This window comes from Streptomyces sp. NPDC001700 (assembly GCF_053596435.1).
Genome location: NZ_JBSFGE010000005.1, coordinates 31,975 through 58,541, shown reverse-complemented (window position 1 = coordinate 58,541; position 26,567 = coordinate 31,975). Strand labels below are relative to the sequence as shown.

The 26,567-nt window shown below is 72.9% G+C and carries 29 protein-coding genes; 11 read left to right on the top strand and 18 right to left on the bottom strand.

The genetic code is table 11. From position 1 onward, the window contains the following. Positions 1–4 precede the first annotated feature (4 nt). Positions 5–505 carry an SUKH-3 domain-containing protein gene (locus ACWC5C_RS11360; RefSeq protein ID WP_450875210.1) on the bottom strand — a complete coding sequence of 167 codons (501 nt, stop codon included), beginning with the start codon at positions 503–505 and terminating at the stop codon, positions 5–7. Further along, entirely contained in the window at positions 502–1,020 is a 519-nt protein-coding gene (locus ACWC5C_RS11355) for a YwqJ-related putative deaminase (protein ID WP_385448383.1), read from the bottom strand. The genes ACWC5C_RS11360 and ACWC5C_RS11355 overlap by 4 nt, the downstream gene beginning before the upstream one ends. A gap of 196 nt (positions 1,021–1,216) precedes the next feature. Here ACWC5C_RS11355 and ACWC5C_RS11350 point away from each other — a divergent pair, with 196 nt between their 5' ends. The 3 genes from ACWC5C_RS11350 to ACWC5C_RS11340 all read left to right on the top strand — a co-directional run bounded on the left by ACWC5C_RS11350 (position 1,217) and on the right by ACWC5C_RS11340 (position 6,839). Then, positions 1,217–2,194 (top strand): SMI1/KNR4 family protein, encoded by a 978-nt coding sequence (locus tag ACWC5C_RS11350; protein WP_385448381.1) that lies wholly within the window; start codon positions 1,217–1,219, stop codon positions 2,192–2,194. A gap of 5 nt (positions 2,195–2,199) precedes the next feature. After that, positions 2,200–5,715, top strand: a complete 3,516-nt coding sequence (locus ACWC5C_RS11345) for an SUKH-4 family immunity protein (protein ID WP_450875209.1) — start codon at positions 2,200–2,202, stop codon at positions 5,713–5,715. Between the two features lie 212 nt (positions 5,716–5,927). After that, entirely contained in the window at positions 5,928–6,839 is a 912-nt protein-coding gene (locus ACWC5C_RS11340; protein ID WP_450875208.1) for a cellulose-binding protein, read from the top strand. Positions 6,840–6,858: 19 nt separating this feature from the next. Here ACWC5C_RS11340 and ACWC5C_RS11335 read toward each other — a convergent pair whose 3' ends face one another. After that, complete coding sequence (locus ACWC5C_RS11335; protein WP_450875207.1) at positions 6,859–8,490, bottom strand: MFS transporter; 1,632 nt, start codon at positions 8,488–8,490, stop codon at positions 6,859–6,861. Between the two features lie 336 nt (positions 8,491–8,826). Between ACWC5C_RS11335 and ACWC5C_RS11330 the strand changes: the two genes are divergently transcribed. Together ACWC5C_RS11330 and ACWC5C_RS11325 are read left to right on the top strand one after the other, a co-directional pair. Further along, the gene (locus ACWC5C_RS11330) at positions 8,827–9,615 is read left to right on the top strand and encodes an ABC transporter ATP-binding protein (RefSeq protein WP_385448374.1); all 789 of its coding nucleotides are present in this window, start codon (positions 8,827–8,829) and stop codon (positions 9,613–9,615) included. Further along, entirely contained in the window at positions 9,612–12,191 is a 2,580-nt protein-coding gene (locus tag ACWC5C_RS11325; protein ID WP_450875206.1) for an ABC transporter permease, read from the top strand. Before ACWC5C_RS11330 ends, ACWC5C_RS11325 begins: the two co-directional genes overlap by 4 nt. A gap of 129 nt (positions 12,192–12,320) precedes the next feature. Here the strand turns inward: ACWC5C_RS11325 and ACWC5C_RS11320 are convergent, their stop codons facing one another. Continuing rightward, positions 12,321–12,737, bottom strand: a complete 417-nt coding sequence (locus tag ACWC5C_RS11320) for an NUDIX hydrolase (RefSeq protein WP_450875205.1) — start codon at positions 12,735–12,737, stop codon at positions 12,321–12,323. 93 nt (positions 12,738–12,830) lie between these two features. On the opposite strand from ACWC5C_RS11320, the gene ACWC5C_RS11315 reads away from it, so the two are divergent. Continuing rightward, positions 12,831–13,820, top strand: a complete 990-nt coding sequence (locus tag ACWC5C_RS11315; RefSeq protein WP_450875204.1) for an aldo/keto reductase — start codon at positions 12,831–12,833, stop codon at positions 13,818–13,820. Here ACWC5C_RS11315 and ACWC5C_RS11310 read toward each other — a convergent pair. Both ACWC5C_RS11310 and ACWC5C_RS11305 read right to left on the bottom strand, forming a co-directional pair. Then, positions 13,810–14,442 (bottom strand): hypothetical protein, encoded by a 633-nt coding sequence (locus tag ACWC5C_RS11310; RefSeq protein WP_450875203.1) that lies wholly within the window; start codon positions 14,440–14,442, stop codon positions 13,810–13,812. The genes ACWC5C_RS11315 and ACWC5C_RS11310 overlap by 11 nt on opposite strands. A 9-nt stretch (positions 14,443–14,451) precedes the next feature. Further along, on the bottom strand, positions 14,452–15,507 hold the full coding sequence (locus ACWC5C_RS11305) for a MerR family transcriptional regulator (protein WP_450875202.1): 1,056 nt from the start codon (positions 15,505–15,507) through the stop codon (positions 14,452–14,454). Positions 15,508–15,619: 112 nt separating this feature from the next. Between ACWC5C_RS11305 and ACWC5C_RS11300 the strand changes: the two genes are divergently transcribed. Further along, on the top strand, positions 15,620–16,021 hold the full coding sequence (locus ACWC5C_RS11300) for a VOC family protein (RefSeq protein WP_450875201.1): 402 nt from the start codon (positions 15,620–15,622) through the stop codon (positions 16,019–16,021). A 60-nt stretch (positions 16,022–16,081) separates the two neighbouring features. Here the strand turns inward: ACWC5C_RS11300 and ACWC5C_RS11295 are convergent, their stop codons facing one another. Genes ACWC5C_RS11295 through ACWC5C_RS11285 form a run of 3 tightly spaced genes read right to left on the bottom strand, consistent with a single transcriptional unit; the run spans position 16,082 to position 17,379 of the window. After that, positions 16,082–16,285 (bottom strand): DUF397 domain-containing protein, encoded by a 204-nt coding sequence (locus tag ACWC5C_RS11295; protein WP_450875200.1) that lies wholly within the window; start codon positions 16,283–16,285, stop codon positions 16,082–16,084. A 13-nt stretch (positions 16,286–16,298) separates the two neighbouring features. Then, positions 16,299–16,511: a DUF397 domain-containing protein gene (locus ACWC5C_RS11290; protein WP_450875199.1), complete on the bottom strand. Its 213-nt coding sequence runs from the start codon at positions 16,509–16,511 to the stop codon at positions 16,299–16,301. A 13-nt stretch (positions 16,512–16,524) separates the two neighbouring features. Next, a complete protein-coding gene (locus ACWC5C_RS11285; protein ID WP_450875198.1) occupies positions 16,525–17,379 on the bottom strand; it encodes a helix-turn-helix domain-containing protein in 855 nt (284 codons plus the stop codon). A gap of 166 nt (positions 17,380–17,545) precedes the next feature. Between ACWC5C_RS11285 and ACWC5C_RS11280 the strand changes: the two genes are divergently transcribed. Then, positions 17,546–17,881, top strand: a complete 336-nt coding sequence (locus ACWC5C_RS11280) for a hypothetical protein (protein ID WP_450875197.1) — start codon at positions 17,546–17,548, stop codon at positions 17,879–17,881. A 4-nt stretch (positions 17,882–17,885) separates the two neighbouring features. On the opposite strand, the gene ACWC5C_RS11275 is transcribed toward ACWC5C_RS11280, so the two are convergent. From ACWC5C_RS11275 to gvpO, 8 genes are all read right to left on the bottom strand, one after another. Continuing rightward, on the bottom strand, positions 17,886–18,164 hold the full coding sequence (locus ACWC5C_RS11275) for a gas vesicle protein K (RefSeq protein WP_450875196.1): 279 nt from the start codon (positions 18,162–18,164) through the stop codon (positions 17,886–17,888). Further along, entirely contained in the window at positions 18,161–18,385 is a 225-nt protein-coding gene (locus tag ACWC5C_RS11270) for a gas vesicle protein (protein WP_055548419.1), read from the bottom strand. Before ACWC5C_RS11270 ends, ACWC5C_RS11275 begins: the two co-directional genes overlap by 4 nt. Continuing rightward, on the bottom strand, positions 18,382–19,173 hold the full coding sequence (locus ACWC5C_RS11265) for a GvpL/GvpF family gas vesicle protein (protein ID WP_450875195.1): 792 nt from the start codon (positions 19,171–19,173) through the stop codon (positions 18,382–18,384). The genes ACWC5C_RS11270 and ACWC5C_RS11265 overlap by 4 nt, the downstream gene beginning before the upstream one ends. A 106-nt stretch (positions 19,174–19,279) precedes the next feature. Beyond that, a complete protein-coding gene (locus ACWC5C_RS11260) occupies positions 19,280–19,630 on the bottom strand; it encodes a gas vesicle protein (protein WP_450875194.1) in 351 nt (116 codons plus the stop codon). Further along, positions 19,623–19,859 (bottom strand): gas vesicle protein GvpG, encoded by a 237-nt coding sequence (locus ACWC5C_RS11255; protein ID WP_385447334.1) that lies wholly within the window; start codon positions 19,857–19,859, stop codon positions 19,623–19,625. Before ACWC5C_RS11255 ends, ACWC5C_RS11260 begins: the two co-directional genes overlap by 8 nt. Next, entirely contained in the window at positions 19,847–20,599 is a 753-nt protein-coding gene (locus ACWC5C_RS11250) for a GvpL/GvpF family gas vesicle protein (RefSeq protein ID WP_450875193.1), read from the bottom strand. The genes ACWC5C_RS11255 and ACWC5C_RS11250 overlap by 13 nt, the downstream gene beginning before the upstream one ends. A 3-nt stretch (positions 20,600–20,602) precedes the next feature. Beyond that, a complete protein-coding gene (gene gvpJ, locus ACWC5C_RS11245) occupies positions 20,603–21,088 on the bottom strand; it encodes a gas vesicle protein GvpJ (RefSeq protein WP_450875192.1) in 486 nt (161 codons plus the stop codon). 30 nt (positions 21,089–21,118) lie between these two features. Next, complete coding sequence (gvpO, locus tag ACWC5C_RS11240; protein WP_450875191.1) at positions 21,119–21,469, bottom strand: gas vesicle protein GvpO; 351 nt, start codon at positions 21,467–21,469, stop codon at positions 21,119–21,121. A 220-nt stretch (positions 21,470–21,689) separates the two neighbouring features. Here gvpO and mfd point away from each other — a divergent pair, with 220 nt between their 5' ends. The 3 genes from mfd (at position 21,690) to ACWC5C_RS11225 (ending at position 25,977) form a co-directional block, all read left to right on the top strand. Next, positions 21,690–25,226, top strand: a complete 3,537-nt coding sequence (gene mfd, locus ACWC5C_RS11235; protein WP_450875190.1) for a transcription-repair coupling factor — start codon at positions 21,690–21,692, stop codon at positions 25,224–25,226. Positions 25,227–25,306: 80 nt separating this feature from the next. Beyond that, a complete protein-coding gene (locus ACWC5C_RS11230) occupies positions 25,307–25,585 on the top strand; it encodes a hypothetical protein (RefSeq protein WP_450875189.1) in 279 nt (92 codons plus the stop codon). Then, complete coding sequence (locus ACWC5C_RS11225) at positions 25,582–25,977, top strand: type II toxin-antitoxin system VapC family toxin (RefSeq protein WP_450875188.1); 396 nt, start codon at positions 25,582–25,584, stop codon at positions 25,975–25,977. The genes ACWC5C_RS11230 and ACWC5C_RS11225 overlap by 4 nt, the downstream gene beginning before the upstream one ends. Here ACWC5C_RS11225 and ACWC5C_RS11220 read toward each other — a convergent pair. Next, positions 25,967–26,119, bottom strand: a complete 153-nt coding sequence (locus ACWC5C_RS11220; protein WP_450875187.1) for a hypothetical protein — start codon at positions 26,117–26,119, stop codon at positions 25,967–25,969. The two genes, ACWC5C_RS11225 and ACWC5C_RS11220, sit on opposite strands and share 11 nt — an antisense overlap. Positions 26,120–26,567: the final 448 nt, after the last annotated feature.

The following is a 26,567-nucleotide window of genomic DNA, read 5'->3' as shown; positions in this document are numbered from 1 at the left end:
GGCGCTACGCCCGGGACAGCCGAGCCGGAAGCGTCCCCGTAATCAGCGTCGCCAGCGCAGCGTCAAGCGTGGGGCCGAGATACCAGTCCCCGGTGTGGTCGAGGCTGTAGACCCGCCCCTCCGCGTCGATGGTCAGCAGCCCCTGCCCATCCGCCTCCTCGCCCAGCGGGCAGACCTCGGTCTCCAGGGCGCGCCCCAAGTCGCCAAGCGTGCGGGCCAGGTGGAGACCGTGCAGCGGGTCGATACGAAACGGAGTAGGGGCGATCTGGCGGCCAGCCCCCGGCGGCTGGATGTGCAGTCCGCCGAACTCGGCCCAGGCCTCGACGGCGGCCGGGAAGACGGTGTGCCGGTGCCCGGCGGGGGAGGTGTGGGCGGACAGGGTGTCGGCCCAGCGCTCGGCGCGTTCCATGTCCCAGCGGCCCGGCTGCCAGCCCGCGTCACGCAGGGCGGCGTCGACGGGCACGGGAAAGCGGGTGGTGTCGGTGCGCTCGAAGGGGCGGGTCACGTCGGCTCGACCACCCGTACGCCGAAGTGGCCCAGCAGCGCCGTGCAGGAGAGGCAGGGCGGGGCGTAGGAGCCGTGCTGCGGGTCGCCCGCCTCGCGGATCCGGCGGGCGGTCAGCTTCGACTGCTTGAGGGAGCGCCGGGCCTCACCGTGGGTGAGGGGCTTTCGGGCCGCGCGTTTGGTGCGGGTCGCCTCGACGGCGGTCAGGTGCCGGGAGAGCAGGACGGCTTCGGGGCAGCGGCCGGTGAAGCGTTCGCGCTGTCCGCTGGTGAGGGCGTCGAGGAAGTCCTGCACCAGGGGGTGGAGGGTGGGCGCCTGGTCGGCCTTGCCTCCGGTGCAGGTCAGGGTCTCGCCACGGACGGAGAGCGCGGCCGCGACGGCGGGCAGGAGCGTGTCGCGGCGGTGGTGCAGTGGGGGCGGGCCCGCGTCGGGATCGACGCTGCTCCATCTGAGCCGGGGGTCGCTGGCCGCGGTGGCGGCGCCGTCGCCGCCCCCGTTGCTCTGCGTGATGTGCATGTGGTGGGTCCCTCCCTGTGCAATCCACCGCAATCCCCCGGTTGCGAAAGATCAGCCTGCCAAATGCCACGGGAAATGCGGTAGTCCGGGTGCGTCGGCCCAGGTAGGCGGGCGGGGTGGTGGCCGACCGGTTCCGCTTGTTGTCCCACCGCATAGGCTGTGCCCCATACGCCAGCATCAGCAGGGGGCAACCGCCATGACGACAGGTCGGCTCGGGCAGCATGCCGCGCCACCGAACACGGCCTACGCCGGGCAGGTCGTGCACTTCCCGGATCCGGTTCGGGCTGCCCGCCACCCCGCGGGCGTCCGGGTGGACGAAAACGGCTTTCCGGACTTCTCGCCGTACGCCCGCGCGGCCGCCGAAATCGCCGAGCCCCCGGAGGGGTTCGGGGTCGACGAGCTGCGGCTGACCGACTTCGTATCGGCGAACGCCGCGCTGCACGCCTCCGGCCATGAGCTGTGGAACGACGCCTCGGCGGTGGCCACCCCGCACGGCTGGACGTGGCACCACGTGCCCGGCCGCCGCCGGATGGTGCTGATCCCGGTCGAGGTCAAGGCGCTGCTGCGGCATCACGGCGGGCTCGCGACGGCCTTGGTGGACCACACCAAGCGCGGCACCCGCCCGCTGCAGGACACCCGGCCGATCCACTTCCGGCTGCCGGTGCGGGGGCTCTCGGTCACCGAGGAGCAGGTGCTGGGCGTCGAGGAGGACCTCGGTTACCGGCTGCCGGAGTCGTACCGCGCGTTCCTGAAGGCGGCGGGGGGCTGCGCGCCGGTGGGCGCGGCGCTCGACCCGGAGCTGGGGCTCCTGGTCGACCAGCCGTTCTTCACGGTGCGCGACGAGGCGGCGGCCAACGACCTCGTCTACATCAACAAGTGTCTGCGCGACCACTTCACCAAGGACTACCTGGGCGTGGGCTTCGTCCAGGGCGGGGTGATCGCGGTGAAGGTGAAGGGGGACGCGATCGGCTCGGTGTGGTTCTGCGCGTACGACGACGCGCGGGACCGCGACGGCTGGACGGTCCGGGAGCGGGTGGAGCGGCTGATGCTGCCGTGCGGCGAGGACTTCGACGCCTTCCTGCTGCGGCTCGCGGGCAACCCGCCGGAGCTGGAGACCGTGGCGAACCTGATGGTGGACGGCGGATTCGCGTACGCCGTACCCGTGGAGGGCTGAGCGCGATGGTGACCTTCGCACAGGCGCAGGAGCGCGCCGAACTCTGGATCAACGGTGAGCTGCCCGCGTACCAGCAGCGCGAGGTGCGGGTGCGGGAGTTCGACCTGGGCTTCGTGGCCTGGGCCGAGGACCGCCCGGACGGGGCGGTCTCGGGCGCGCCCGTGGACGGCGCCCGGCTGGTGATCGCGCGGGACAGCGGCGAGACGACGCTGTGGCCCGGGCTGCCGGTGGGTGAGGTGATCCGCCGGTACGAGGAGGAGTACGGGACCAACGACGAACGCGCCCAGGAGACCTCCGGGCGTCAGCAGCGCATCGACCTCAACGTGACGTCCTTCCTGCTGACGCCGCCGGAGTGGCTGCAGGAGGCGGCGGACGCGATGAGCGGCGGCGCGGAGGCGGAGGCGCCTGCGGCTGCGTCTGGGGCTGCTGGCGGCGGCCCGCGCGGCGATGCGCCCGCGTCGGAGCCGGTGGACGACTGGCCGTCGTCGGGTGGCGCGGCGTCGCCGCGCGGCGATGCGCCCGCGTCCGGGTCGGCTGACGAGGGTTGGCGTAACGGTCCGTCTACGCCGCCGCCGGGTCGTGGCGAGCCGCGTGATGCGGTGTCCGCGTCGGAGCCGGTGGACGACTGGCCGTCGCCGCGCAGGGACGCGCCTGCGTCCGCGTCGGTGGACGACTGGCCTTCCGGTGGCGCGGCGTCGCCGCGCGGCGATGCGCCCGCGTCCGGGTCGGCCTCCGGTTCGGCTGGTGAGGACTGGCGTGGCGGTTCGTCTGCGCCGCCGTCTGGTCGTGGCGAGCCGCAGGATGCGGCGCCCGCGCCGGAGCCGGTCGACGACTGGCCGTCGTCGGGTGGCGCGGCGTCGTCGCGCACGGACGCGCCCCTGTCCGGTTCGGCTGGCGGCGGGCCGCGTGATGCGGCGCCCGCGTCGGAGCCGGTCGATGACTGGCCCTCGCCGCGTAGCGATGCGCCTGCGGCCGGGCCCATGCCCGCGTCCGCGCCGGTGGACGACTGGCCTTCCGGCGGCGTGCCGTCGCCGCGCAACGATGCGCCCGCGTCCGCGTCCGGTTCGGCTGCTGATGGCTGGCGTAACGGTCCGCCTACGCCGCCGCCTGGTGGCGGCGGGGCGCCGGAGCCGGGCGGCGACTGGCCGTCGCCGCGCGCTGGCGCGCCCGTGCCCCCCGCGCCCCCCGCGTCCGCGCCGGTGGTGCCGCCGCGGCGGGACGGTGACGACGACTGGCCCACCGACGGGGTGGCCCGGCCGCGCGTCGACCCGCCCGCTCCGGCGCCCGGCGCCGGTGGCCCGTGGGCACCGCCGCCCGCTTCCGGATCCGCTTCCGCTTCCGGTTCCGGCGAGACGCCGACGGGGCCCGGTGCGCCGTGGGCCGATGCCAACTCCGCCAGCGACGACGGCGATCGTTCGGTCGCCCCGCCCGCCACGGTGTTCGCCCCGCCGCTCGCGGGCTCGGACGACGAGGACACCCCGCCTCCGGGGGTGCGGCCCGACGCCAAGACCGAACTCATGTCGGCGGGCAGCGCGCTGCCGCCCACCGCCGTCTCGCCGCCCTTCGACTTCCCGGCGACGCCGGGCGGTTCCGACGCTTCCTCCGGCGCGGCCGACATCGCGGACGCCGCCACCCACAAGGCGGGCAAGCCGGGCAGCCCGGCGACCCCGCCGCCGAGCCCGTCCGGCCCCGGCGCCCCGGGCGCTCCGGCCGGGGGGTACGTACCGACGCAGATGGTCTCGCAGCTGGACGACAGCGTGGGCAGCGGCATCCCGGGCGGTCCGGGTCCTTCCGGGGCCCCTGGTTCTCCCGGCGGGAAGAACGGTCCGCAGACCCCGCCTCCGCCTCCCGCCCCCGGTACTCCCGGCGGTGGAGTGCACGCGGCGGCGACGATGCTGTCCGGCGGTCCGGGCGCCCCCGGTACCCCCGGCGCCCCCGGTACCCCCGGCGCACCCGGTACCCCCGGGCAGACGCCGCCCGGTGGGCAGACGCCGCCTCCGCCTTCCGCTCCCGGTACTCCCGGCGGTGGAGTGCACGCGGCCGCGACGATGCTGTCCGGCGGCCCGAACACGCCCCCGCCCGGCCCCGGCGCGCCCGGCTTCCCGCCGCCGCCCGGCCCGCCCGGTCCTCCCGGCCCCCCTGGCCCGCCCGGTGCTCCGGGCGCTCCCGGGCAGGCTGGGCCATCCGGCCCGCACCCGCCCGGCCCTCCCGGTGTCCCCGGTGCGGGTGGTCCGCACACCCCGCCGCCCCCGCCCCCACCGCCGGGCGCTCCCGGCGGTGGCGTCCACGCGGCCGCGACGATGCTGGCGGGCGGCCAGACCCCGCCGCCCCCCGGCGCGCCCGGCACCCCCGGCGCGCCCGGAGTCCCCAACATGCCGCCGCCCGCCGGTCCGCCGGTGCCCGGGATCACCCCGCCGCACGGGGTGGCGCAGCCCGGGACGCCGCCGCCCGGCATGCCGCCAGGCCCAGGCCCAGGCCCGGGCCCCGGCCCCGCCCCCGGACCCGGTGGCGGGTACGCGTATCCGCCGCCGCCCGCCGGGATGCCGACGGTCGGCCCCGGCTACATGGCCGTACTCCGCTACCGCGCGCAGGACGGCTCCGAGCAGCAACTGATCCGCCGTTCGGCGCCGGGCACCCCGCATCCGGAGTGGCAGATTCTGCATGAGCTGCGGGCGATGAACGTGCCGCCGCAGCAGGTGCTGGAGCTGCACACCGAGCTGGAGTCGTGCGATCTGCCGGGCGGTTACTGCGCGCGGATGATCCGCGAGTCGTGGCCGCAGGTACGGATCAGCCACACGGCGCCGTACGGGCGGGACCACGCGACCCGGCAGCAGGGCGTACGCCATCTCATCGAGCACCAGGGCGAGCTGCACCAGGTGGCCGACGGTCCGGCCCGCCCGGCGCCCAACCGGGTGCCGCTGCCGCACCCCAGCCAGGTGCAGCCGATCCCGCCGGTGCCGCCGGAGGGGCTGGCGCACGAGCTGGGCCAGGCGTTCGGGCCGCAGGCCATCGTCCGGTTCGACCAGCGCGCGGTGTCGCGGCAGGGCGTACCGGACGTGGTGGCGCAGACCCTCGTATGGGCGGGGCTCCCGGCGGACTTCGGCCCGTTCTTCTGGGCTCAGGCGCAGCAGGGCCGCCCGGTGCCGACGCTCGCCGAACTGGCGGCGGAGCGCGGCGTACAGCCCGCGGCCGACGCGGGGTCGTACCTGGTGATGGGCAACGACTTCGGCCGCCAGCTGTGCGTGCAGTACGGCACGGCGCACATCGTGGCCGTGCCGCTGGAGGCGGCGCCGCAGCCGGTGCCCGCGCAGTTCGTCAACACCGGTCTGCCGGAGTTCGTGCGCTGCATGGGGCTGCTGGGCCGGATGTGGCGGCTGCGGTACGGGCTGACGCCGGACCAGGCGGGCCGCTGGACGGTCGACTTCCAGGCGCAGCTCGCCGCCCTGGACCCGGCGGCGCTGTCCGCGCCGGACAACTGGTGGGCGGTGCTGCTGGAGCAGATGTGGGACGGTCTGCTCTGAACCCATCCCGCATGAATTCCGCCGGAGCGCGCTGAGCGCGTGCCCCATCGAGGCGCCTGACCCCCGTGACGGGGGCGGGCGCCTTGTCGTTGTGGTACCCGGGCGGGCCCCGGCCGGGGAGATGGGCGGAGTGTCGCGTTATGGGCGATAAGACCCTATCCATCAAGATGTGCGCCGGAGCGCGTTGCCTACCGGACAAAGGGGTTCCAAGGATGGGCGCATCGGTGTCACGTCATGGCTTCACCATCGGCGGACGGGGCCGCGGCTACCGCCCCGCGCAGGTCGACCGCTATGTGGCGGAGCTGTCCGAGGCGCGGGACGCGGCGTGGGAGCGCGCCGCGCGCCTCACCGTTCTCGCCAACGAGCTGGCCGCCGACGCCGAACGGCTGCGCGAGGTGATCGCTCAGTTGGCCCCGCAGACGTACGAATCGCTGGGTGACCGCGCGCAGCTGATCCTCATGGCGGCCGAGGAGGAAGTCGGCTGCCTGCGGGCCGCGGCCGAGGCGGCGGCGCAGGAGGAGTGGGAGGCCGCGCAGGGCGCCGCCCGGCTCGTCCGGGATGCCGCCCGCGACGAGGGCGAACGGGTGCGGGAGGCCGCCGAGGCGTCGGCGCGCAGCACCCTGGAGGCGGCCCAGGCGCAGGTGGAGGAGTTGCGCGCGGCCTCGCGCCGGGACGTCAAGGAGTGGCGCGGCGAGGCGCTGGCGGCGCTGAAGGACATGCGCGGTCGTACCGCCGCGCTCCTCGCCGAGCAGGAGCGCGAGCAGGCGGACCGGTGGGAGGCGGCTGGTCATGAGCTGGTCGAGCGCGACGCGGCGATGACCGCGCGGCTGGTCCAGATGGAGGAACACGCCCAGGCGAGGCTGGCGGACGCCAAGCGGGAGTACGCGATGGCGGATCAGGCGGCGCGGCTGCGGCAGGAGGACGCCCAGGCGCAGTCGGCGGAGATCATCGCGCAGGCCCGGGCCCGGGAGGAGCGGCTGGCCCGGGAGACGGAGCGGACGCTGCGCGAACACGTGGAGCGGCGCGAGGAGCTGAAGGCGCACCTGGAGCACGTACGCGGCAGCCTGGCGGCCCTGACGGGCAAGCCGGTCGTGGAGGACGCGGCTCCGCACCCCGAGAACTGACCCCTGCCGCGCAGCGGGTTCAGCTCTCCCGGGCGGGGTTCGCCGTCAGCTGGTCGGCGGCGGACCCCGTTCCCGTACCACCCTCAGGCCCCGCCTCGGCGCGGACCGGGAAGCGGCGCGGGGCGAGGAACAGCAGGACCAGGAGGGCGAGCACCGCGGCTCCGGCGGCGCCCAGGTAGACGCGGTCGACGGCGGTGTCCACGGCGCGCCGCAGATAGTCGGCGGCCTCGGCGGTGAGCGCGCCGGGGCTGTCGAGGGCGTGGGAGACCGAGTCGAGGTCACCGGGGAGGCCGTCGCGGATGCCGGACGGGGCGGCGGCGAGCCGGGTGGCGAGGGTCGCGTTGGCGACGGCGCCGAACAGGGCCGCGCCGATGGACTGGCCGACCTGGCGGCAGAAGAGGATCGAGGCGGTCGCGGTGCCGCGCTCGTCCCAATCGACGGACGACTGCACGCCGATGATCAGCGGAAGCTGGAAGAGCCCGAGGGCGGCGCCCAGCAGCAGCATGATCAGCGCGGGCTGCCAGGCGGCGCCGGGGTAGGGGAGGAGGGGGAAGGCGGCCAGGATGAGCGCGGCGGCGCCGATGCCGATGATGGAGCAGTTCCGGAAGCCGACGCGGTTGTAGACGCGGCTGCTGAGCGCGGCCGAGATGGGCCAGCTCAGGGTCATCACGGACAGTACGAACCCGGCGGGTATCGGCCCGAGTCCCAGCACCGACTGGGCGTAGGTGGGCAGGAAGACGGTCGGGGCGATCATGAGCAGGCCGAGCGCGCCGAGCGCGAGGTTGACCGCCGAGATGGTCCGCCGCCGCCACACCCACCCCGGGATGATGGGCTCGGCCGCGCGCCGTTCGATCCATACGGTCAGGGCCGCGCACGCGGCGCTCGCCGCGAACAGCGCGAGGGAGGGCGCGGAGAGCCACGCCCAGGCCACGCCGCCCTGGACGAGCGCGGTCAGCAGCAGCCCGCCGCAGCCGAAGATGGCCAGGGCACCCGCCCAGTCGATACGCGGCCGGGTCGCCCGGGGCCGTACCGGCTCGTGCAGGTGACGCACGATGAGGAGCAGGGCGAGCGCCCCGACCGGCAGGTTGATGAGGAAGATCCAGCGCCAGTCGGCGTATCCGGCGAGCACACCGCCGAGGGCCGGGCCCGTCACCGCGGACAGCGCCCAAACGGAGGACAGCCGGGCCTGGATCTTGGGGCGTTCCTTGAGCGGATACAGATCGGCGGCGACCACCTGGATGGTGCCCTGGAGCGCCCCGCCGCCCAGCCCCTGGACGACGCGGAAGGCGATGAGGGAGGCCATGTCCCAGGCCCCGGCGCACAGCAGCGATCCGATGAGGAAGACGATGGTGCCCGCCACCAGGATGGGCTTGCGGCCGAAGGTGTCGGAGAGCTTCCCGTACACCGGCAGGGTCACGGTGACGGCGAGCAGATAGCCGGAGAACAGCCAGGAGAAGACCGAGAAGCCGCCGAGATCGCCGACGATCTGCGGAACGGCCGTCGAGATGATGGTGGAGTCGAGCGCGGTCAGCGCCATGCCCAGCATCAGCGCGGCGACGACGGGGCGGCGGCCGCGGGGAGTGGGGTTCTCCCGGGGAGGGGAATTCTCGGGGACGGGGGATATGCCAGACCCTTCTGCGGTGCCGCCCACCGTGACGCACTCCCTCCGCCGGTCGCGCGCGCCGACTCTGGTGTCCAGTTCTTGTACGACCCACCATTCCATGCGGCCTCGGGGCAGGGGAAGAACGCATCAGGGCTGTTGAGGCGGCGGACCCCCGCCTTCCGCCCCGTCCGGGTTCAGGGTCGGCCCCGAGACGTGCTCCACCCCGAGGCCTACTCCCCTAGGGGATGGGGTGCCTTTCCTCCTACCCGGGGTTCGTCCCGGGGAAGGACGAGCCGGGGCGTACCGCTCCTTACTGTTGTTACCGCCGGTCGGATACGTACGATCATCTCGGATCCGACATAGACGAAAAAAGAGGAGCACACCGTGACAACGGCCGTATCGATTCCCAAGACCGGGGGCAGCGGAGGACATACGGCCGTCGCCGCCCGGGCACGCCAGGTGGTCAAGGCCTACGGCTCCGGCGAGACCCGCGTGGTCGCGCTGGACCACGTCGACGTGGACATCGCCCGCAGCCAGTTCACCGCGATCATGGGCCCGTCCGGCTCCGGCAAGTCGACGCTGATGCACTGCCTCGCGGGTCTGGACACCGTGTCCTCGGGGCAGATCTTCATCGACGAGACCGAGATCACCGGGCTCAAGGACAAGAAGCTGACGCAGCTGCGCCGGGACCGGATCGGCTTCATCTTCCAGGCGTTCAACCTGCTGCCGACGCTCAACGCGATCGAGAACATCACGCTGCCGATGGACATCGCGGGCCGCAAGCCCGACCGGGGCTGGCTGGACCGGGTGGTGCAGACCGTGGGCCTGAGCGACCGGCTGAGGCACCGTCCGAACCAGCTGTCCGGCGGTCAGCAGCAGCGCGTCGCGGTGGCCCGCGCCCTGGCCGCCCGCCCCGAGATCATCTTCGGTGACGAGCCGACCGGGAACCTGGACTCCCGGGCCGGTGCCGAGGTGCTGGGCTTCCTCAAGCGGTCCGTGGACGAGCTGGGCCAGACGATCGTGATGGTCACCCACGACCCGGTCGCCGCCTCGTACGCCGACCGGGTGCTGTACCTGGCCGACGGCCGGATCGTGGACGAGATGCACCACCCCACCGCGGAGCTGGTCCTTGAACGGATGAAGAGCTTCGACGCGCGCGGACGGGTGTCATGACCGTCCTCAAGACCTCCCTGCGCAACTTCGTCGCCCACAAGGGACGGATGGCGCTGTCCGCGATCGCCGTCCTGCTGTCCGTGGCGTTCGTCTGCGGCACGCTCGTCTTCACCGACACCACCAACGCCACGTTCGACAAGCTCTTCGCGAGCACCGCGTCCGACGTCACGGTCAGCCCGAAGGGCGCCAGCGACAACGACACCCGGCAGGGCCGCATCCGTACCCTGCCCGGGGCGGACCTGGCGAAGCTGAAGCAGGTCGACGGCGTCAAGTCGGTGACCGGCGACGTCACCAGCCAGTCGGTCACCGTGACCGGCCCGAACGGCAAGAACATCGGCCCGAGTTCCGGCGCCCCGACCATCGGCACCAACTGGGACACCACCGAGCACCGTTCGGTGAAGATCACCTCCGGTCACGCGCCGCGCGGCCCCACCGAGGTGATGGTCGACGCCGACACCGCCAAGAACAAGAAGCTCAAGCTCGGCGACGAGCTGCGGACCATCGCCATCCCCGGCGAGTTCCGCGCGAAGATCGTCGGCATCGCCACGTTCCAGGTGACCAACCCCGGCGCCACCATCGTCTACCTGGACACCGCCACCGCGCAGCGCCAGCTGCTCGGCGCGCCCGGCGCGTACTCCAGCTACGCGATCACCGCCCAGCCCGGAGTCGGCAACGACCAGCTCAAGAAGGCCGTCGTCGCGGACCTCGGCGCCGGTCACAAGGTGCAGACGAAGGCCGAGGCCAGCAAGGAAGCCGAGAGCGACATCGGCTCGTTCCTGGACGTCATGAAGTACGCGATGCTCGGCTTCGCCGGGATCGCCGTCCTGGTCGGCATCTTCCTCATCGTCAACACCTTCTCCATGCTGGTCGCCCAGCGCACCCGCGAGATCGGCCTGATGCGCGCCATCGGGTCCAGCCGCAAGCAGATCAACCGGTCGGTGCTGATCGAGGCGCTGCTGCTCGGCGTCGTCGGCTCGATCCTCGGCGTCCTCGGCGGCGTCGGGCTCGCGGTCGGCCTGATCAAGATCATGGGCAACGCGGGTCTGCATCTGAGCACCGACCAGCTGACGGTGAAGCCGACCACGCCCATCATCGGCCTCACCATCGGCATCATCGTCACCGTCATCGCCGCGTACATCCCCGCCCGCCGGGCCGGGAAGATCTCCCCGATGGCGGCCCTGCGCGACGCGGGCACCCCGGCCGACGCCCGCGCCGGACGGATCCGGGGCGCGATCGGCACCCTGCTCACCGCGGGCGGCGCGGCGGCCCTGGTCCTCGCGGGCACCGCGGACAAGGCGGTCGACGGCTCGCTGTTCCTGGGCCTCGGCGTGGTGCTGACCCTCATCGGCTTCATCGTCATCGGCCCGCTGCTGGCCGGTCTGGTGGTCCGGGCCCTGGCCACCGTCGTCCTGCGGATCTTCGGCCCGGTCGGACGGCTGGCCGAGCGCAACGCGCTGCGCAACCCGCGCCGCACCGGCGCCACCGGCGCGGCCCTGATGATCGGCCTCGCGCTGGTCGCCTGTCTGTCGGTCGTGGGCTCCTCGATGGTCGCCTCGGCCACCGATGAGCTGGACAAGTCGGTGGGCGCGGACTTCATCGTCCAGTCCATGACGGGCCAGCCGATCACCAAGGGGATCGAGCAGGCGGTGCACGGCGTGCCGGGCCTCAAGCACGTCAGCGACGCCAAGCAGATCGCGGACGCCAAGATCACCCTGCCGGACGGCAAGAAGGTCACCGAGGACCTGACCGCGGCCGACCCGACGTACGCCGACGACGTGCGCACCCCGGTCGTCGCGGGCACCCTGGCCGACGCGTACGGCAAGAACGCCATCTCGGTGCCCGAGAGCTTCGCCAAGGACCACAAGGTGAAGCAGGGCGACACCCTGACCGTCGACTTCAAGGACGTCGAGCCCGCCAAGCCCGCCAAGCTCACCATCGCGGCGATCACCTCGGACGACGTCAGCCTCGACAAGGGCGCGCTGTACGTCAGCATCGCCACCGTCGAGCGCTATGTCCCCGCCAAGCTGATCCCGGCGGACGCGATCATGCTGGCGCAGGCCAAGGACGGCCAGGAGGACGCGGCGTACGCGTCCCTCAAGTCGAAGCTCCAGCCCTATCCGTCGGTCCAGGTGAAGGACCAGACCGACTACAAGGAGGAGATCAAGGACCAGGTCGGTGAGCTGCTCAACCTGGTCTACGGACTGCTGGCGCTCGCGATCATCGTCGCCATCCTGGGCGTGGTGAACACCCTCGCCCTGTCGGTCGTCGAACGGACCCGGGAAATCGGCCTGATGCGCGCCATCGGCCTCTCCCGGCGCCAGATGCGCCGCATGATCCGGCTGGAGTCCGTCGTCATCGCCCTGTTCGGCGCGCTGCTGGGCCTCGGGCTCGGCATGGGCTGGGGTGCGACGGCACAGAAGCTGCTCGCGCTGGAGGGCCTGAAGGTCCTGGAGATCCCCTGGCCGACCATCATCACGGTCTTCATCGGCTCGGCCGTGGTGGGCCTGATCGCGGCCCTGATCCCGGCGTTCCGGGCGGCGCGGATGAACATTCTGAACGCCATCGCCACCGACTGAGTCCGGGGCGGGGGCTATCGGGACGGGTTTTCGAGACGGCTGCCCCTTCTTTGGGGGGAGGGGCAGCCTTTACGGGGTAACGGGCCCGGCCCGGTGCGCGACGGGGGTGCGCACCGGGCCGTTCTCGTTTTACGCCGCTGCCAGCGCGCCCCCTTCGCGGAGCCGAGGCACCACATGGTTACGGATGGCCGCCGCGAGCCGGACGTCGCTCTCGTCGCCCGATATCCAGCGCATATGCGCCAGTTCGGCCGCCGGGTGGGGCACCTTGTCGATCCGCGCCTCGAACACCGTCAGCCGCATCGGCACCCGCTCCAGGACGGCCACCCCCTCGACCTCGGCCAGCAGCCGGGGCTCCAGCGGGACCACGCCCAGCTCCTCGTCCAGCTCCCGGGCCAGGGTCTCCAGCGGGCTCTCGCCCGGGTCGGGCTTGCCGCCGGGCAGATAGAAGACCTCGGGCGCCGCCTTCTTGCTCACCACCAGCAGCCGCCCCCGCTGCACGATCGCGGCCGCCACCACGGCCATGGACCCTTCGTCCTCGTATCCCATGCGGGCGATTCTGGCAGCGTTGACTTCGCAGCGTTGACTTGGAGAGCGCTCCAACTCCTAGCGTGATCGTCACGACCACGAAGGAGGCATCCGATGTCCGAACTGCCCACCCGCCACCTGGGCCAACTCACCGTCGCCGCACAGGGCCTGGGGCTCATGGGGATGAGCCACGGCTACGGCGAGTCGGACGACGCGCAGTCGATCGCGACCATCCACCGCGCCCTCGACCTCGGCGTCACCCTGCTGGACACCTCCGACTTCTACGGCTTCGGCCACAACGAGGAACTGCTCGGCCGGGCCGTGGCCGGGAGCCGCCGCGAGCGCGCGGTCGTGGCCACCAAGTTCGGCTTCGCCAACCGGCTGGGCGACCCCACCGCGATCCGGGGCGACGCCGCGTATGTCCGCCAGGCCTGCGACGCGTCGCTGCGCCGCCTCGGCCTCGACCACATCGACCTCTACTACCAGCACCGCGTCGACCCCGAGGTCCCGATCGAGGAGACCGTCGGCGCGATGGCCGAGCTGGTCCAGGCGGGCAAGGTGCGCCACCTCGGGCTGTCCGAGGCGAGCGCGGCGACCATCCGCCGAGCCCACGCGGTGCACCCCATCGCGGCGCTGCAGAGCGAATGGTCGCTGTGGACCCGGGACCTGGAGCACGAGACCGCCCCGGTCTGCCGCGAACTCGGCATCGGCCTCGTCCCGTTCTCCCCGCTCGGCCGAGGCTTCCTGACCGGCCGCTACACCTCGGTCGAGGGCCTGCCGGAGACCGACCTGCGCCGCACCCAGCCCCGGTTCGCGGACGGCAACCTCGAACAGAACCTGGCCATCGTCGACAAGCTCAACGAACTGGCGGAGGAGAAGGGCGTCACCGCCGGTCAGCTCGCCCTCGCGTGGGTGCAGCACCGGGGCGACGATGTGGTGCCGATCCCGGGCACCCGCCGCGAAAAGTACCTGGAGGAGAACCTCGCCGCCGCCACCATCGAGCTGTCGGCCGCCGACCTGGCCGCGATCGACGCCGCCGCCCCGGCCGACCAGGTGGCCGGAACCCGCTACGACGAGAAGAGCCTCGCCTTCGTCAACCGCTGACCATCTCGCGGATCACCGCGCCCAGCGCATCCTGCGCCCCGTCCGGCAGCCAGCGGGCGGCGTGCACCATGCGCAGCGCGGTGACCAGCCGTGTGTGGTCCTCGTCCGTGCCGAGGTCGCCCAGATACGGCGGCAGGATCACCCCGAGCGCCCGCAACTCGGCCCGGGCACACAGCCGCTCCACCAGCGCGGCGAGCGGCCCGCTTTTACGGGTCGTAAGCAGCTCGTCGGCGACACCGAAGCGGATCCCGTCCGCGTACGGCCCGGCCGGTACGTCGCCGATGTGCGCGGCGGCGCGTACGAAGTGCTCGCGCGCCCGGTCCACGTCCCCCAGCGCCCGGTAGGCCGAGCCCATGTTCACGTGCAGCGAGGCGTAGAACCCGCGCACCCGGTCGTCCCCGACCGCGTCCGCGCGGTCCAGGCACTCCTGGTTCCAGCGCAGCGTCTCCTCGGGGGTGGGCTGGTGCCGGGCCAGGTAGTGCGCGGCGATGCACTTCTCGTAATCGTCGTCGGCGGCGTCCCACGCTTCCTGGAACCGGGCGCGCGCGTGATCGCCCCGCCCCTCGCCCTCGGCGGCCATGCCTTGCGCGCACAGCCGGACCACGGGGTTGTCGGGATCCACTGGGTCCTCCTAGTGACTACGGACAGGCATGACCAGGGTGGTAAAACTCCCCTGATCGGCGGAGCGGACGACCACGGGCGCACTGCCCGAGGCAACCTCCAGCAACACATCGGGCCCGACGCCCGCCTCCAGCGCGGCCAGCAGAACGGCGGGATCGAAGGCGATGCGCAGCGGCGCCCCGGTGCAGAGAGCGGCCAGCGCGGGGCCGCCCTCGACCGTCAGCTCGCCGTCACCGGTCCGCAGCACGACCGATCCGTCGCCGACGCCGCCCGCCACCGCCGCGCACAGTGCCGCCCGGTCGGCGATGACCCGGTGCCGCGCGTCCGCGAGCCCGTCCAGGACCATGCGATACGCGGGGAACACCTCGTCCGCGACGGGCAGCGCCCGCTCCTCACCTCCGCCCTGTACGCGCACCTCGGCCCCCTCCACCTCGATCGCGACCTCTGCCAGCCCGCGCGCCCAGCCCGCGACCTCCCGCAGCTCCTCGATGCCGACCGGCAGCCCGCACGGCTCGCCACTGATCGCGAGCGGCCGCAGCGCGCGTACGGAGAGCCGGTAGCGGTCGGTGGCCACGAGCCGCAGCTCCTGGTCGGCCAGTTCGAGCAGTACGCGGCCCAGCACCGGGAACTCCTCCCGCACCGCGCCCGCCGCGACCGCCGAGCCCACCTGCCGTACCGCGCCCGCCAGCTCGGCGCCGCCGACCCGGGCCTGCCCGCAAGGCATCTCGCCCGGCAACGCGCGCAGCACGTCCTCGATCGCCGCCCGGGCAGCTGCCGCCGTCTCCGTACTCCGCCGCAGGTGATCCCGCAGCACCTCCCGGGCCTCCTCGGGCGGCCCGTCCAGCACGGCCGTCGCCTCGACCAGCGGCAGCCCGGCGTCCCGTAGCCGCCGCAGCAGGGTGGCGCGGGGTGCCTGCTCCGGGGCGTAGTACCGGTATCCGGTGGCCGCGTCCACCCGGGCGGGCCGCAGTACGGCGCAGTCGTCGTAGAACCGCAGCGCGCTCGGCGCCAGGCCAACCCGGCGGGCGAAGGTGCCGATGCCCATCAGGGGCTCGTCGTCGTCCATGGCCGTCATGCTGGGCCTTCAAGCGGCTCGAAGGTCAATCGGCGCGGACCGATGAGTTCCGCGACGCGCCCCGGTCATAACGGCATAACCCATCACCACCAGGGAGGCCACCATGACCGCTACCGACGCGAAGGGCACCCGGCTCACGGAGATCGGCCGGGTCGCCATCACCGTCGCCGACCAGGACCGGGCGCTCGATTTCTACGTCAACACCCTCGGCTTCGAGAAGCGCGCCGACATCCCCTACGGCGACACGTACCGCTGGATCGAGGTGGCCCCGGCAGGCGCCCCGACCGGCCTCGCGCTCGTCCTCCCACGCGAGGGCCAGCGGGCGTCGGCGTACGAGACCGGCCTGATCCTCACGTCCGAAGACATCGACGCCGACCACGCGACCCTGCGCGCCCGCGGCGTCGACACCGACCCGGAAGTCCAGCGCTGGGGCGCCCCGGTCCCGCCGATGTTCAGCTTCCGCGATCAGGACGGCAACTCCCTGATGGTCGTCCAGAACGGCTGAGCCCCACCCCGCCGGGAGCCGGTCCGCACACGGGGGCGGACCGGCTCCCGGGTGCGGTGCTCAGCCGCGACCGAGATGGTCGAAGGCGCCTGCCTTGGCGGCGCGTATGAAGGCGCCGAAGGCGGCGGGCCGGGTGGCGAGGACGGTGTCGGGTACGTCGCTCTCGCGCAGTCGGAGGGTGCCGTCGCGGTCGCCGCGTACGTAGACGCAGTTGGCCGCGTTCGGGCTGTAGGAGGACTTGCGCCAGTTGTATGTGGTGGCCATGCGCGCTCCTTGGTCAGGTCGCGTCGGCTGGGCGGGCGAGGGAGTCGAACCTGCCTGCCTTTGCCGCGCGTATGAAGGTGCCGAAGGTGGTGGGGCGGGTGGCGAGGATGGTGTCGGGTGCGTCGCTCTCGCGGAGTTGGAGCGTGCCGTCGCGGTCGTTGCGTACGTAGACGCAGTTGCCTGCGTTGCCGCTGTACGAGGACTTCTGCCAGGTGTAAGTGGGCACAGCCGTACCTTAATCAGAGGCTCTGCGCGATAGAGCGGATCATGTCGCGGGACTTGGCAGGCTCCAGCGCGAGGGATTCCATGCGGTCCAGTGTGCTGCGGTAGCGGGTCAGCTGGGGTGGGGTGTCCAGGTACTCGGAGCCGTGGTCGGTATCGAGTTGCACTGTGTCCAGCGTCGGTACTTCTCCGCACAGGTAGATGATCCCCTGGCCGGAGTTGGGGAACGCGCCTGCCCCGAAGGGGATCACCAGCAGGGTGACGTGCTCCTTCTCGCTCATGGTGAGCAGGTACTCCAACTGCGCGCGGGTCACGCTCGCGCCGCCGAACTCCATGCGTAGGGCGGCCTCGTGGATGGTCGCGGTCAGCGGGGTCGGCTGCTCCCCATAGAGAACGGCCTGCCGCTTGATCCGGTGCGATACCCGGTGCTCGACCTCATGCGGAGCGAGTGGCGGTTCGACCGCGCTGATGATCGCGTGGGCGTGGTCACGGGTCTGGAGAAGACCGGGCATGTGAATGACGGACGCCACCCGCATCGCCTGGGCGTGGTGCTCCAACTCGGCCATGTCGAGCATGCTCGGCGGCAGGATGTCGCGGTACTCGTCCCACCAGCCACGGGTCCGACCGCCCGTCATTCCGGCGAGCGCTTCGATCAGCGCCGGGTCCGTGCAGCCGTACGCGCGGGCCATCGCCCGAACGCGGTCCGCGCTGACGGCGTAGGCGCCGGACTCGATGCTGCTGACGCGTGACTGCGACGAACCGAGGAGCGCGCCCGCCTGCGTGGCGTTGAGGTCGGCCCGTTCGCGGAGGCGGCGCAGTTCGGCGCCGAGTCGTCGTTGCCGGATGGTCGGCGGAAGCTTGGTCCGGGCCATCGCGCGTTCCCCTCGCTCACATGGCTGCGCCGTCACCCACACGAGGGGTGTTATGGCGTATCCCATCGATTCTGTTGGCCGCATCATAGCCGCGACCTATGGTGTAACTCATGCGCCAGGTCAGGGCGTTGTTCTGTTCAACTCCTCCTCGTGACAGGAGACATCGATGGCCACGGTATCCCCGCAGAATCCCCACTCAGAGCCGTTCGATTTCGACGGAGAAGTGCGCTCTCTCGTCCTCGACACCGCACCCCGACTCTTCGCCGTCGTCCAGGAATTCGCTCTGGACGACGGCTGGCGGGACGCCGAGGTCGCGGCGTGGGGGATGGCGTACGAGGACGGGCACGCGGATGTGACCAGCGTCGACGGGCGGCGGCGGTTCAGCTTGCCCTCGCCCGACCGCGCCATGCGGCACTTCGGGCGGGTGGACGGCGTCACGGCGCGGCTGGTGTGGCTCACGCCGTCGCGCGCGGCCACCTTCGACGCGGCCGAGGCGGCCTGACCCGCTAGTCACGGGGGAGCAGGGTGCCGAGCGGGCCCAGGTCGAGGTTGAGGTCTTCCATCGTCAGGCCGTGCTGGTCGCACAGCTCCGTCATCCGGTCGTCCAGGTGCATCAGCGTCGTGCCGATGCGGTCGATCTGGTCGTCGGTGAGGCCGCCCGTGTCGATGCGGCGCAGGGCCTGGCGTTCCATCAGCTGGCGGAGGAGTTCGACCACCGTCAGGACGAGGGCGACCAGGTCGCGGCCCATCGCCTCGGTGTCGAGGTCGACGCGGGTGTCGGTCACAGCGGGCCGCCGTCGGTCCAGGGGGCGGGGACGCGTTCGTTGACGGAGGAGAGCAGGGCGTGCAGGGAGAGCCGGATGAGGGGGACCTCGGCGATGGCGATGACGAGGTCGCCGCTGACGACGACCCCGGTGGCGAGTACGCGGTCGAGGAGGTCGACGAGGGGGACGCCGATGGGGCCGTGGGCCTCGGCGGGGACGGTGCCCCAGGCGGCGGTGGTCATCGGGCGGCCCCGGCCCCGGTGTCGGTGAAGGTCTCGGTGAAGGAGTACGGGGCCCAGGGGCCCGACAGCTCGATCTCGATCGCGGGCTCGTCGCCGCGCAGGGAGGCGAGCGCGGCGCGGAGTTCGCGGGCGCGGGTGGTGTCGAGGAGGTAGGCCGCGTTGAGGATGTGGGCGCGGTGGGGGCCGGTGACCTCGGGGCCGTGGGGGCGTAGCCGCCGGGTGGCCACGGCGAGGCTCTGGACGGCGGCGTTCACGCGCTCGGCGGCCTGGAGGGCGGCGTTCTGGCGCTGTTCGCGGCCCTGGTGGCGGTTGCGTACGCGGTCGAGGTAGGCGCGGCCGGTGCGGGGGGCGGGGTCGGGTGTGGGGGTGGTGGGTGCGGTCGGGGGCCCGGTGGGCGCGTAGACCTTGACGCCCCATTCGGCGCGGCCCGCGAGCCGGTCGAGGGCGGCGAGGAAGGCCGCCTCCTGCTCGCGCAGCGCCTCGCGGACCCGGGCGTCGCCACGGTAGAGGGTGGCGAGGGGGAGGGGGACGGTCGCGGTGACGGACGAGACGGCCGTGATCACCTCATGGTGGGCGCGGGCGCACCGTTCGAGTTCGGCGCGGTCGGACAGCCGCCGCCGCAGGGCCTCTTCGGCGTAGTCGGAGGCCGGTACGTCCTGGACGACGGCGGTGAGCGGACCTGCGGGCAGCGTACGGACGGGGCTGCCCGGGCCGAGCCCGGCCAGCCCCGTCGGCGCGGGACCGCCGTGGGGGCGGCAGACGGCGTACGCGTAGGTGAGGACGGTCATCGGCCGTTGCCCCTTTGGGGGATGGGGGACGGTTCGGCGGACTCGGCCAGCGGCCCCCTGAGCCGTGCGTTCTCCTCCGCCAAGGCGGTGTAGGTGAGGGTGGCGGTCATGCGTCGTCGCCTCCCGCTGGGGCCGCGGCGGTCAGTTCGCCTGACTCGACGGCCTCCAGCCGCTCCCGCAGCCTCGCGTTCTCCTCCGCCAGGGCGTCCCGCCTCGCGCGGGAGGAGAGGGCCGGGTCGGTCTCCCACCAGTCGATACCGGCCTTGCGGGCGGTGTCCACGGACGCGACGAACAACCGCAGCCGGATGGTGAGGAGTTCGATGTCCAGGAGGTCGATCTTGATGTCCCCGGCGATGACGATGCCCTTGTCGAGGACGCGTTCCAGGATCTCCGCGAGGTCGGACGTCGGCGGGCCGGTGGTCGGGGGTGGGGTGCAGAGGAGATCGTGGTCAGTCACGGCGGGCTCCCCGTTCCAGCAGGTCCAGCAGGCGGTCTTCTTCGCGGTCGAAGTCGTCGGGGGTGATGGCTCCGGACTCCAGGGCCTCGTTCAGGGCGGCGAGCCGGGCGCGGATCACGGACGGGTGGCACATCTCCCGCTCGGCCGCGTCCCGCAGGCAGTCCGCGACCCACACCACACCCCGCACCGGCGCCAGCGGGAGGAGCGCGATCTCGCTCAGCACGCCCATGCGGGCTCCACGAAGCTGTAGCAGGGGAGCGGCCCGGTCAGCCGCAGCTCGACGTGGCCGCCGTGCTCGGCCGCCAGGCGTTCCACCACGCCGCGGAAGCGCCGCATCTCGTCGCGGGCGAGGAGGAACGAGGCGTTGAGCACGCACCCCGGCACCTCCGGCCCCGCGACCCGCTCGTCCGCGACCTCCGACAGCGCGGCCAGCACCGCGGCGGCGGTGGCCGTGGCGCGGCGGGTCAGCCCGCGGGCCACGGCCTCGCCGAGCCGCAGGCTGGTCTCGTAGCCCGGGTTGCGGCGGGCGGCCGTGCGCAGCCGGGCGACCTCGGGGTCTTCCTGTACGAGTGACCGCAGATCGCCCTGCGCGGGGACGGCCTTGAGGTTCATCTCGACCCGGCCGTCGACCCGGTGGAGGGCGGCGAGGCAGTCGCCGTGCGAGGACTCCAGCTGGCGTCGCACCACGTCCTCATCCGGCGCGACCATGCCGAAGCGCATGGGCAGGACCGGGCCGTCGGCGGCGAGGGCGAGTGCCAGTTCCTGGTGGGCGAGGAGGTCGCGCCGCTTGGCGCGCAGGCCCGCCGGGGCGTCGCTGACGACGGCGGCCAGCTCACCGGCGCGCAGCGTACGCAGCGGCGCGGGGTGGGCGCCGACGCCGGTGCGGTCGGGCGGCAGGACGCGGCGGGCGTGGACGACGCCGTAGACGTACACGCTGCGGGGCGCTGCGGGCGCGGCGGGCGCGGTCATGGGTCAGCTCTCCTCGGGCTCGGCGCGGCGGCGCGTGCGGGCGGGTGCGGCGCTGCCGGTGCGGCGCGAACGCGGGCGGGGCTCCTCGTCCGGTTCGGGCCCGTCGTCCTCATCGCCGCCAACCGCCCGCTTGACCTTGTCCTCCACGGCGCCGACCGCCTTCTTGACCTTCCGCTTGCCGAGGCCCTGAGCGACGGCCCCCGCCGCGCTGCCGCCGCCCCCGCCCCCGCCGAACAGCTCGGGGACGGTGCGGCTGGTGCGGTCGTGTTCGAGGTCGACGCGGTTGCAGGCCTCCGCGAAGCGCAGATACGTGTCCACGCTCGCGACCACGACCCGGGCGTCGATCTTCAGGATCTCGATGCCGACCAGGGAGACCCTGATGAACACGTCGATCACCATGCCGCGGTCGAGGATCAGCTCCATGACGTCGTACAGGGTGCCCGCCCGCGGAACGCAGACGACTTCCTCGGTGTAGGTGGTGGGTGCCATGGCGGAGAGGTCCTTTCAGCGGGGGTGCCCTCAGCAGTCGTCGGCCGCACCGCGCCGGTAGCGGCGGACCCTCCGGTACTCGCGCAGCTCGCCCCGCTGGTCGAGGTCCACCTCGTACGTGGCCAGCAGGCTCGTCGTATCGGGGATGCGGGCGACCTCCAGCACGTCCACGCTCACCCGCCAGCCGTCCTCGGTCCGGCGCACCGCCGACACCCCTTCGGTGGGGTGGGTGATCAGGGCGCCGAGCCGTTCGCAGGCGTGCCCGGCCGCCTGCTCGGCCCCGGCCCCGGCCCCGGCCCCGGACCCGGGCTCGCGCTCCCGTTCCCGCGTCCTGCCACGGCTGGTCTCGGCGCCGGACGCGCGCCGCTCTCGCTCTGCCATGTGCATCAGTCTGTTCACAGCCCGTGCCCACCCGCGCGCTGAGCTGGGCCGGACGTGGGCGTGGCGTACCGCGCCCGCAGGAATCCCGGGAGTCCCGTATGACCGGACAAACCGCTCCCGGCGGAGGATGTCGGCGCGGGGCCGTACTCTGGAAGACCCCCGGCCCGTGTGACGTGTCGGGTGGTTCGCGTTGTCCGCCTCCGGGATGGAATTGCCCTTTATGAGCCTCACCGGTCTGCTCGACGCCGTCGTACGGGACCCCGCGCTCGCCGAGGCGGTGCGCGGTGCCGCCGATGGAAACCGCCCTCATGTGGATCTGGTCGGCCCGCCCGCCGCCCGGCCCTTCGCCGTCGCCGCGCTGGCGCGCTCCGCCGGGCGGCCTGTGCTCGCGGTGACCGCCACCGGCCGGGAGGCTGAGGATCTGGCGGCCGCGCTGCGGTCGCTGCTGCCGCCGGACGGGGTGGTGGAGTATCCGTCGTGGGAGACGCTGCCGCATGAGCGGCTGTCGCCTCGGTCGGACACGGTGGGCCGTCGGCTCGCCGTGCTGCGCAGGCTCGCGCATCCGAGCCCGGACGATCCGGCCGCGGGGCCGGTGTCGGTCGTGGTGGCGCCGGTGCGTTCGGTGCTGCAGCCGCAGGTCAAGGGGCTCGGCGAGCTGGAGCCGGTGAGTCTGCGGGCTGGCGGGAGCGCCGATCTGGGGGAGGTCGTGGACGGGCTCGCGGCCGCCGCGTACTCCCGGGTGGAGCTGGTCGAGAAGCGCGGCGAGTTCGCCGTGCGCGGCGGCATCCTGGATGTCTTCCCGCCGACGGAGGAGCATCCGCTGCGGATCGAGTTCTGGGGCGACGATGTCGAGGAGATCCGTTACTTCAAGGTCGCGGACCAGCGGTCCCTGGAGGTCGCCGAGCACGGGCTGTGGGCCCCGCCCTGCCGTGAGCTGCTGCTGACCGACGACGTACGGGAGCGGGCCGCCGCCCTCGCGGAGGCGCACCCGGAGCTGGGCGAGCTGCTGGGCAAGATCGCCGAGGGGATCGCGGTCGAGGGCATGGAGTCCCTGGCCCCGGTGCTGGTCGACGACATGGAGCTGCTGCTGGACGTGATGCCCGGGGGCAGCATGGCGATGGTGTGCGACCCGGAGCGGGTGCGCACCCGGGCGGCGGACCTGGTGGCCACGTCGCAGGAGTTCCTGCAGGCGTCGTGGGCGGCCACCGCAGGGGGAGGCGAGGCGCCGATCGACGTGGGCGCGGCCTCGCTGTGGGGGCTGGCGGATGTCCGGGACCGGGCGCGCGAGCTGGACATGATGTGGTGGTCGGTGAGCCCGTTCGCGGCCGACGAGGACCTTGACGACGACACCCTGAAGCTCGGCATGCACGCCCCCGAGTCGTACCGGGGCGACACCGCCCGCGCGCTGGCCGACACCAAGGGCTGGCTCGCCGAGGGCTGGCGCGCGGTGTACGTCACCGAGGCGCACGGCCCGGCGTCCCGGACCGTCGAGGTGCTGAGCGGCGAGGGGATCGCGGCGCGGCTCGACGCGGACCTCGGCGACATCAAGCCGTCCGTGGTGCACGTGGCGTGCGGTTCGATCGACTTCGGCTTCGTCGACCCGGGCCTCAAGCTGGCCGTCCTCACCGAGACCGACCTGTCCGGGCAGAAGGCGGCGGGCAAGGAGGGCGCGCGGATGCCCGCGCGCCGCCGTAAGACGATCGACCCGCTCACCCTGGAGGCGGGCGACTTCATCGTCCACGAGCAGCACGGCGTCGGCCGCTACATCGAGATGGTGCAGCGCACCGTGCAGGGCGCGACCCGCGAGTATCTGGTGGTCGAGTACGCCCCGGCCAAGCGCGGTCAGCCCGGCGACCGGCTCTACATCCCGACCGACCAGCTGGAGCAGATCACCAAGTACGTGGGCGGCGAGGCCCCCACGCTGCACCGGCTCGGCGGCGCCGACTGGACGAAGACCAAGGCGCGCGCCAAGAAGGCCGTCAAGGAGATCGCGGCCGACCTGATCAAGCTGTACTCGGCCCGGATGGCCGCCCCCGGCCACGCCTTCGGCCCCGATACGCCCTGGCAGCGCGAGCTGGAGGACGCGTTCCCGTACGCGGAGACGCCCGACCAGCTCACCACCATCGGCGAGGTCAAGGAGGACATGGAGAAGTCGGTCCCGATGGACCGGCTGATCTGCGGCGACGTCGGCTACGGCAAGACCGAGATCGCGGTGCGCGCCGCGTTCAAGGCGGTCCAGGACGGCAAGCAGGTCGCGGTCCTGGTGCCGACGACGCTCCTCGTCCAGCAGCACATGGGCACCTTCACCGAGCGCTATGGGCAGTTCCCGGTCGTGGTCAAGGCGCTGTCCCGGTTCCAGACGGACACCGAGGCGAAGGCTGTCCTGGAGGGGCTGCGGGAGGGCTCGGTGGACATCGTCATCGGCACCCACCGGCTGTTCTCCTCCGAGACCAAGTTCAAGAACCTGGGCCTGGTCATCGTGGACGAGGAGCAGCGCTTCGGCGTCGAGCACAAGGAGCAGCTGAAGAAGCTCCGGGCCAACGTGGACGTGCTGACCATGTCCGCGACGCCCATCCCGCGCACCCTGGAGATGGCGGTCACCGGCATCCGCGAGATGTCCACGATCACCACCCCGCCGGAGGAGCGCCACCCGGTGCTGACCTTCGTCGGGCCGTACGAGCAGAAGCAGATCGGCGCGGCCATCCGCCGTGAGCTGCTGCGCGAGGGCCAGGTCTTCTACATCCACAACCGGGTCGAGTCCATCGACCGGGCCACCGCCCGGCTCCGCGAGATCGTCCCCGAGGCCCGCATCGCCACCGCCCACGGGCAGATGTCGGAGGGCGCGCTGGAGCAGGTCGTGGTCGACTTCTGGGAGAAGAAGTTCGACGTCCTGGTCTCCACGACGATCGTCGAGTCCGGCATCGACATCTCCAACGCCAACACCCTCATCGTGGAGCGGGGCGACAACTTCGGCCTCTCCCAGCTGCACCAGCTGCGCGGCCGGGTCGGGCGGGGCCGCGAGCGCGGCTACGCGTACTTCCTCTACCCGCCCGAGAAGCCGCTCACCGAGACCGCCCACGAGCGGCTGGCCACCATCGCCCAGCACACCGAGATGGGCGCGGGCATGTACGTGGCGATGAAGGACCTGGAGATCCGCGGCGCGGGCAACCTGCTCGGCGGCGAGCAGTCAGGGCACATCGCGGGCGTCGGCTTCGACCTGTACGTACGGATGGTCGGCGAGGCCGTCGCCGACTACCGGGCCACGCTGGAGGCGGACGGCGGCGAGGTGGAGGAAGCGCCGCTGGAGGTCAAGATCGAGCTTCCGGTCGACGCGCACGTCCCGCACGACTACGCGCCGGGCGAGCGGCTGCGGCTCCAGGCGTACCGGGCCATCGCCTCGGCCAACGGTGAGGACGACATCCGGGCCGTCCGCGAGGAGCTGACCGACCGCTACGGGCCGCTGCCCGAGCCGGTGGAGAACCTCCTCCTGGTCGCGGGCCTGCGGCTGCTGGCCCGCTCCTGCGGCGTCGCCGACATCACGCTCCAGGGCTCCAACATCCGCTTCGGTCCTGTGGAGCTGCGGGAGTCGCAGGAGCTGCGGCTGAAGCGGCTCCATCCGCGAGCGATCCTCAAGCCCGCCACCCAGCAGGTCCTGGTCCCCCGCCCCGCGACGGCCCGCATCGGCGGAAAGCCGGTGGTCGGGCGGGAGCTGCTGGCGTGGACGGGCGAGTTCCTGACGACGATTCTGGGGTCGTGACGGTGACCCCTGGGCCGTGACGGTCGCGTTCCCCGGGAACCGGCTTGCCCGTGGAGCCACCGTGCATGGAAAATGCATGCATGGTGGCTCTGCAGATTCGGGATGTGCCGGACGAGGTCCGCGACATACTGGCCGACCGGGCGCGCCAGCTCGGCCAGTCGCTCCAGGGATATCTCCTGGAGCTGGTCAAGAGCGAGGCGGAACGGGCGGGCAACGTCGCGTTGCTGCAGCGGTTCGAAGACCGCGACGACGGTGCCGCGAGCACTATGGCGGACACCGTGCGCGAGCGGGACGCGGAGCGTGCCGCGCGTGATGCCGGGCTCGGCCTCCCGCCGGACGGGCCGGGTGCGGCCACGTGATCATCGTGGACGCGAGCGCGCTCACCGAGGCGCTCACGGGGGATGGGGCCGCCGGGAAGGCGGCCCGCGCGCGGCTGGCAGAGGACCCGCACTGGGCCGCGCCCTGCCATCTCGTCATGGAGACCTTCCGCGCCGTACGCGGCCGGCTCCTCGGCGGGAAGATCAGCCAGGCCCGCGCCGAGGACGCCGTGGCGGCCCTGACGGGAGCGTCGATCGAGGCGATCGGCATCCACCCGCTGCTCATACGGATGTGGGAGCTGCGCGGCAACGTCTCCGGCTACGACGCCGCGTACATCGCCGCCGCCGAGGCGTACCGGGCGCCGCTGGTCACCGGCGACGCCCGGCTGAGCCGCTGCACGGTGGCGCGCTGCGCGATCGAGGTCATCGGCTGAGGCCCAGGACATGAGCCTCCTGGGCCAGGCGGGCCGCCTCCTTGCGCGCCGTCCACTCCGCCTCGTCGACCTCGGGATGTGCCTCGCGGCGAGCCTGCTCGGCTCGCCGCTTGACCTCGCTCCATGAGGTGAAGCCCGTCATTCCGCCTCCTTCTGGATGCGGATCTCGGTCCGCCCCGCCGAGCCGGGGCGCAACTCCTTGCGGTTGTGTAACCGGCTGCCGTGGCCCACGTAAGCACTCGTTCGCACGAGCGCAGGGGGCTCTTGGGCGGTACGTCACCCGAACGTGGCTCATGCGGGGGACAGGGCCGGACGCCACGCGACACCCCCGTGGTCGCGCGGCGTCCGTCCCCGGATCGGAAGAGGCCGGGGCGGCCGCGGAGTGGTGGGCCCGGCGGGCCGGGCCGGATGGCGGAGCCGTGCGCTGGAGGGGAATCCGCGGGTACGGCTCTGAGGGGAGGCGGGGTGGGTTCCGGAGCGGCCGCCGGGCTCAAGGAGGACAGTAGGCGCGGGCGGCCGGGGCGGCGAGGAACGAAGTGCACAGTGACACCCCCGTTCGGTTGCCGTTCGAACGGTGACCCGTGAGCGGT